Source organism: Streptomyces sp. NPDC101151, assembly GCF_044768335.1.
Classification (GTDB): domain Bacteria; phylum Actinomycetota; class Actinomycetes; order Streptomycetales; family Streptomycetaceae; genus Streptomyces.
In genome coordinates this window covers 121,016-127,387 of sequence record NZ_JBIWPP010000026.1, presented here as the reverse complement: position 1 = coordinate 127,387, position 6,372 = coordinate 121,016, and the positions used below count along the sequence as shown (strand labels likewise).

General features: G+C 70.2%; 5 protein-coding genes. 1 reads left to right on the top strand and 4 read right to left on the bottom strand.

What is annotated here, in order from left to right; translation table 11 throughout:
• On the top strand, positions 1 to 594 hold a 594-nt coding region (locus ACIRU3_RS34630; protein WP_404065009.1), incomplete at its 5' end, for an MFS transporter.
• A 107-nt stretch (positions 595 to 701) separates the two neighbouring features.
• On the opposite strand, the gene ACIRU3_RS34625 is transcribed toward ACIRU3_RS34630, so the two are convergent.
• The 4 genes from ACIRU3_RS34625 to ACIRU3_RS34610 all read right to left on the bottom strand — a co-directional run bounded on the left by ACIRU3_RS34625 (position 702) and on the right by ACIRU3_RS34610 (position 6,298).
• Positions 702 to 2,756, bottom strand: coding sequence for an NAD(+) synthase (locus ACIRU3_RS34625; protein ID WP_404065006.1), 2,055 nt, complete (start codon positions 2,754 to 2,756; stop codon positions 702 to 704).
• Positions 2,757 to 2,846: 90 nt separating this feature from the next.
• Positions 2,847 to 4,790, bottom strand: a complete 1,944-nt coding sequence (locus tag ACIRU3_RS34620; RefSeq protein ID WP_404065003.1) for a protease pro-enzyme activation domain-containing protein — start codon at positions 4,788 to 4,790, stop codon at positions 2,847 to 2,849.
• A gap of 210 nt (positions 4,791 to 5,000) precedes the next feature.
• Entirely contained in the window at positions 5,001 to 5,630 is a 630-nt protein-coding gene (locus ACIRU3_RS34615) for a DUF305 domain-containing protein (RefSeq protein ID WP_404065001.1), read from the bottom strand.
• The gene (locus ACIRU3_RS34610) at positions 5,627 to 6,298 is read right to left on the bottom strand and encodes a DUF3105 domain-containing protein (RefSeq protein WP_404064998.1); all 672 of its coding nucleotides are present in this window, start codon (positions 6,296 to 6,298) and stop codon (positions 5,627 to 5,629) included. The genes ACIRU3_RS34615 and ACIRU3_RS34610 overlap by 4 nt, the downstream gene beginning before the upstream one ends.
• Positions 6,299 to 6,372 lie beyond the last annotated feature (74 nt).

Genomic DNA, 6,372 nt, shown 5'->3' with positions numbered 1-6,372 from the left:
ACGACGGTGGCGGGCTTCGGCGCGCTCTTCGCGGCCTACAGTTACGTCACCCCGATGCTGACGGACTCCGCCGGTTTCGCCGAGGGCAGTGTGACGCTGCTGCTCGCGCTGTTCGGCGTCGGCGCCACGGCCGGCAATCTGCTGGGCGGCCGGCTGGCCGACCACTCGATGCGGGGCACGCTGTTCGGCGGCCTCGCCTCGCTGGTTGCCGTACTGCTGCTCTTCCCGGTCCTGATGCGCGCCGAGTGGAGCGCGGCCCTGGCGGTGGCGCTGCTCGGCATGGCGGCGTTCGTCACCGGCTCCCCGCTGCAGCTGATGGTCATGGAGAAGGCCGCGGCCGCCCCCTCGCTCGCCTCCTCTGCCAACCAGGCGGCGTTCAACCTCGCGAATGCCGGTGGCGCCTGGATCGGGGGGCTGGCCCTGGCCGCGGGCTTCGGGGCCACGTCGCCCGCGGTTGCCGGGGCGGTGCTGGCCGTCCTCGGCCTGGGCGTGGCGGGCGTGGCGTATGCGGTGGACCGGCGCAGGGACATCGCCACTGTGGGGCGCGTGGTCGCCGGTCACGTGCCCGAGCACTCCGGCGCACTGCAGCACTGACCCGGCAGGCTCCGCCCCGGCCCCCCGGCCTCTGCCCACCCGCCCGGCTCGGCAGTTCGGGTGGCCGGCGGGGCCTTCGTCGGCGCGCTCACGTCATAGCCGAGCGGTCAGTGCCCCGCCTCCGGGGCGTCGAAGCGGGCCAGGTCCCGCAGCCAGGCCCGTGCCGAACTGTCGGACGGCGCGCGCCAGTCGCCGCGCGGTGAGAGCGAACCGCCGGCCGAGACCTTCGGCCCGTTCGGCATGGCCGATCGTTTGAACTGCGCGAAGGCGAAGAAGCGGCGGCAGAAGACCTCCAGCCAGCGCCGGATCTCCGGCAGGTCGTACGCCACCCGCTTGGCCTCCGGGAAGCCCGGCGGCCAGGCGCCGGCCTCCGGGTCGTGCCAGGCGTGCCAGGCCAGGAAGGCGATCTTCGACGGCCGGAAGCCGTACCGCAGCACGTGGAAGAGCGTGAAGTCGTGCAGCGCGTACGGGCCGATCTTCGACTCGGTCGACTGCATCTCCTCGCCCGGTACGAGCTCCGGGCTGATCTCGGTGTCGAGGATCGCTGCAAGGGTCCTGCCGGTCTCCTCGCCGAACTGGCCGCTGCTGATGACCCAGCGGATCAGATGCTGGATCAGCGTCTTCGGCACACCGGAGTTGACGTTGTAGTGGCTCATCTGGTCGCCCACGCCGTACGTGGACCAGCCGAGCGCCAGCTCGGAGAGGTCACCGGTCCCGAGCACGATGCCGCCGCGCTGGTTGGCGAGCCGGAACAGGTAGTCGGTGCGCAGTCCGGCCTGCACGTTCTCGAAGGTGACGTCGTACACCGGCTCGCCGGAGGCGAAGGGGTGACCCATCTCCTGCAGCATCAGCCGTGCGGTCGGCGTGATGTCCAGCTCGGCCGCGGTGACGCCGAGCGAGCTCATCAGCTTGTGGGCGTTGTCCTTGGTGTGGTCGCTGGTGGCGAAGCCGGGCAGCGTCCAGGCCAGGATGTCGCTGCGCGGGCGGCCCGCGCGGTCCATCGCGCGGGCGGCGACGATCAGCGCGTGCGTGGAGTCCAGGCCGCCGGACACCCCGATGACCACCTTCGGGCCGCCGATCGCCGCCAGTCGCTGCTGGAGGCCCTCGACCTGGATGTTGTACGCCTCGTAGCAGTCCAGGGCGAGGCGGTCGGGGTCGGCCGGCACGAACGGGAAGCGCTCCAGGCGACGGCGCAACCCCAGATCGGTGAGCGGCGGGTCGAGCTCGAACGTGACCGTCCGGAAGTCACCGGTCCGCGCGTGGTGAGTACGGCGGTTGTCGTCGAACGTGCCCATCCGCTGCCGCTCCTGCCGCAGCAGGTCGAGGTCCACGTCGGCCACCGCGTACTCGTCGCCGAGCGGGAACCGCTCGGTCTCGGCCAGCAGCGTGCCGTTCTCGTAGATCATGGTCTGGCCGTCCCAGGACAGGTCGGTGGTCGACTCGCCGAGGCCGGCCGCCGCGTAGACGTACGCGGCGACGCAGCGGGAGGACGCCGAGCGGCACAGCAGTCTGCGGTCCTCGGCCCGCCCGACCGTGATCGGGCTGCCCGAGAGATTGACCAGGACGGTCGCACCGGCGAGGGCCGCCTCCGCGCTGGGCGGCACCGGCACCCACATGTCCTCGCAGATCTCCGCGTGCAGCACGAGACCGGGAACGTCGCCCGCCGCGAACAGCAGGTCCACCCCGAACGGCACGGTCTCGCCGCCGCACCGGATCGACCCGCCGCGCTCGTCGGCGCCGTCGCCGATCTGCCGGCGCTCGTAGAACTCCCGGTAGTTCGGCGGGTACGACTTGGGCACGACACCGAGGACGCGGCCGCGGTGCACGATCACCGCGCAGTTGTAGACCCGGTTGCGGTGGCGCAGCGGGGCACCGACGACCAGGACCGGCAGCAGCTCGGCCGACCCGGCCACCACCTCCTGGAGCGCCTCCTCGACCTGATCGAGCAGTGCGTCCTGCAGCAGCAAGTCCTCGATGGAGTAGCCGCACAGCACCATCTCCGGGAAGACGGCGACGGCGACCCCCTCCTCGGCGCACCGGCGTGCGTGGCGCAGGACCGCTTCGACGTTGGCGTGCGGGTCCGCGATGACGGTGTGACCCGTACATGCGGCGACGCGTGCGAAGCCATGCTGATAGATGGACCAGAAGTTCGACGGAGGCACGCGCTCAGTGTAATCGTCAGTGCGACGCGATGGGGGGCGTGGGGTGTTGACCACCCCACGCCCCCCGGGAGCGCCTACCGCGTCGGTGAATCAGTGACGACGGTACGACTGGACGTAGCCGTTCGCGGGCGAGCCCACGCCGGTGACGTCGTCGTAGCCCTTCACCGCGGACAGCGAGCTGTCCTTGCCGAGGCTGCGGACCGAGGTCGCGAGCCCGCCGGAGGCGTCGAAGCCGTTCACGAAGTCGATGCGGGCGACCGCCAGGCCGGAGCCCGTCGGGTTGTCCGTGACGTCGTGGAACACGCCCTTCTTGCCGGCCTTGGCGTAGATCGACGGGTTGGCGAAGCCGATCGCCTTGCCGCCGCGCGCCTCCTGGGCCAGGGCCTGGACCGCCGCGATCACCGGGGCGGCCAGCGAGGTGCCGCCGATGCGGTACTCGCTGTACTGCTCGGTCCCGTTCGGGAAGGTCTGGGTCTGACCGACCAGGAAGCCGGTGTTCGGGTCGGCGATGGCCGCGATGTCCGGGACGACGCGGTTGCCGGCGGCGTTGTTGGCCGTGGCCAGCGCCTTCGGGACGAGGTTCTTCTGGTAGTACGGCTGCGGCACGGTCTTGCTGGTGCCGCCGCCCGCGCCCGAGGTGAAGGCGCCGGGGAAGCCCGTCCAGCTCTTGCCGTCGGCCGCGAGGGTCGCCTTCTCGGTGCCCCAGCCGGTCTCCCACTGGTACTTGTCGCCCTTGCCGACGGCCAGCGAGGTGCCGCCGACCGCGGTCACCCACGCCGAGTTGGCCGGGGTGTCGACCTGCTTCGTGCCGGTGTTGGCGACCTCGTCGCCGTTGTCACCGGAGGAGAAGTAGAAGCCGATGCCCTGGATCGCGCCCAGCTGGAAGACCTGGTCGTAGGCGGCCGCGAGGTCCGGCGTCTGGTTGGCCTCGATGTCGCCCCAGGAGTTGGAGACGATGTCGGCCAGGTGGTTGTCGACGATCTTGCTGAGCGAGTCGAGCAGGTCGTCGTCGTAGCAGGACGCGGCGCCCACGTAGGTGACGTCGGCGTCCGGCGCGACCGCGTGCACGGCCTCGACGTCGAGGGTCTCCTCGCCGTACCAGCCGGCTGCCCCGCACTCCTCGGTCTTCGTGTAGGTGTTCGGCAGCACCTGGTGCAGCTGGCCGGTCTTCCAGGCCGCGTCACCGTTCTTCAGCGCGTACTTGCCCGCGTCGAAGGCGATGGTCGGCGAGGCGTACGCGTCGGTGATCGCGATGCGCACGTGCTTGCCGGTGTAGTCGCCGGCGCCGTAGGCGGCACGCAGCTGCTTGCCGGTGTAGCCCTTGATGGCGTACGGGATCTTCTGGCCGTACGCGTCGGGCAGCGTGGTCGCGGTCTTCGAGCCGTAGTACGAGGAGAACGGCCCGGAGTTCTTGAACACGGCGTCCGGGGGCGGGAGCTGGTCGTTGTGCGTCGACTTGTGCGGCGCGTTGTCCAGGCCGGTGACGGTCAGGACGGCGCCCTGCAGACCGGCCGGCACCGTGGCGGTCTTCGCCGGGGCGCGGTAGGTCTTCGACCCCTTGGTGAAGTTGTGCAGCTGGGTGCCGAATGCCTTCTCGGCGGCGGCGACGTCACCGGAGACGGTGACGTAGTGCGAGGTGACCTCGGTGACCTGGAGCCCGGCGGCCTTCAGCCATGACCTGACCGCGGTGACCTGGGCCTTGGTGGCCCCGAAGCGGGCCTGTGCCTTCTTGGCGCTCAGGTATTTGCCGTACAGCGGAGAGCTGGGGTCGGACACGGCCTTGGCGTAGGCCGCGAGTCCGGCCCGGTCCCGGCCGGCCAGGTAGACCCTGGCCTTGATCTGGGCGTTGTCGGCGGTTGCACCCTTGTCCGCCGTGGCCGTGGCCCACACGGGCTTGGTGCCCGCCAGTGAGTCACGGGCCGGGGTGTCCGCAGCTTGTGCCGCGGGTATGCCGAGCGCCAGAGCACCGGCGATCATGGGCAGTGTCGCTGCCATGCTCACACCGGCGCGCGCCTTGGCACGGTTGGATCTCATAGAACCCCCTGCGATGCGGTTCGCATGCATGTAGTGGTCGGTACGTCGTGGATCCGGCCACGGGCCCGCGGCGGCATCGGCCCGCGAATGGATCACACGATGGGGGCCACTCTGTCGATGAACCGTTCATGTCAGGGGAACGTGAAAGTCAAGAGAAGCTCAAGTAACCGTCAGGCGGGGCGGTTTGGGGCTTTCGTCCCTACGGCGGTGTTACGAACGGGGTTGTGCGCCCCGCGCCCTGAGCATGCCGGCCATCAACTCGATCTCCGACTGCTGCGCGTCGACCATGCCCTGCGCGAGCCGCTTCTCCACCCCGACGGTGCACTTGGCCACACACCCCTCGGCCATGTGGATTCCGCCCTTGTGATGGGCCGTCATCAACTGGAGATAGAAGATCTCCGCCTGCTTGCCGTTCAGCGTGCCGAGCTGCTTCATCTCGGTGTTCGTCGCCATGCCCGGCATCAGCGCGCCGTCCTTGCCGGAGGCCATGTCACCCATGCCCATCCAGGTCATCGGCGCCTCGGCCGACACCTTCGGCAGCTCCCACAGATCCAGCCACCCCAGCAGCATCCCGCGCTGGTTGGCCTGCGTCTGCGCGATGTCGTACGCGAGCCGCCGTACCTCTTCGTTCTTCGTGCGGTCCCGCACGATGTAGGACATCTCGACGGCCTGCTGGTGGTGGACGGCCATGTCCCGCGCGAACCCGGCGTCCGCGGACTCGGCCGCGGGCGTCTTCGGATCCGAGCCGCCGTCCTCGGCGACCGCGTACGTGATCGCCCCGGCCGCGACGAGCACCGCCGCCGCGGCGCCCGCCACCCAGCCGATGTGCTGCCGCCTCACTTCATGACCCCGCCGGTGCACGAGGCGCCCGGCTCGGGCGTCTGCGGACCCTGCACGTAGGCCGCGAAGAACTTGTCCACCTCCGGGTCGCTCGCGCTCTTCACGCTCACCTGGTGGCCCCAGGCCGACAGGATCAGCGGGGCGGCCTGGTTCTCGTACGGGCTCATCAGCGAGTACGGCGTCTTCTTCACCTTCGCCGCGAGCGCGTCCACGTCCGCCTTGCTCGCCTTGGCGGTGTACGACACCCAGACCGCGCCGTGCTCCAGCGCGTGCACGGCGTTCTCGTCCTGCACCTGCTTGGGGTAGACATCGCCGTTGCAGTTGAGCCACACCGGGTTGTGGTTGCCGCCGACCGGCGGGTGCATCGGATACGACACCTTGCTCGTCACGTGCGTCCGCGACAGCTTGCCCGACCAGGTCTTGACGCCGTCCTTGCCGGTGGTGAAGTGCCCGGAGTCACCGGAGCCCTTGGCGTCGCCGCTCGCGGTGGAGTCCTTCGACTGCGAGTTCACGAGCACCACACCGCCTACGACGAGGCCGACGACGACCACCACGCTGGCGGCGATGGTGAGCGCCCGGTTGCGCCGCTCGCGGGCACGTTCGGTGCGTCGCATCTCCTCTATGCGCGCCTTGCGCGCCGCGGTGCTGCTGTTCTTGGCGGAACCCATGAGGCGTGTCCTTCTGAAGGAAAGAAACGTGGATGGTGAGGCCCGCTGATCGTAGTGCGCGAAAGTCACGCTCC

Coding starts and splice junctions, on each gene's coding strand:
- ACIRU3_RS34620 (WP_404065003.1), bottom strand. CDS start 4,790: ATGAGATCCAACCGTGCCAAGGCGCGCGCCGGTGTGAGCATGGCAGCG.
- ACIRU3_RS34610 (WP_404064998.1), bottom strand. CDS start 6,298: ATGGGTTCCGCCAAGAACAGCAGCACCGCGGCGCGCAAGGCGCGCATA.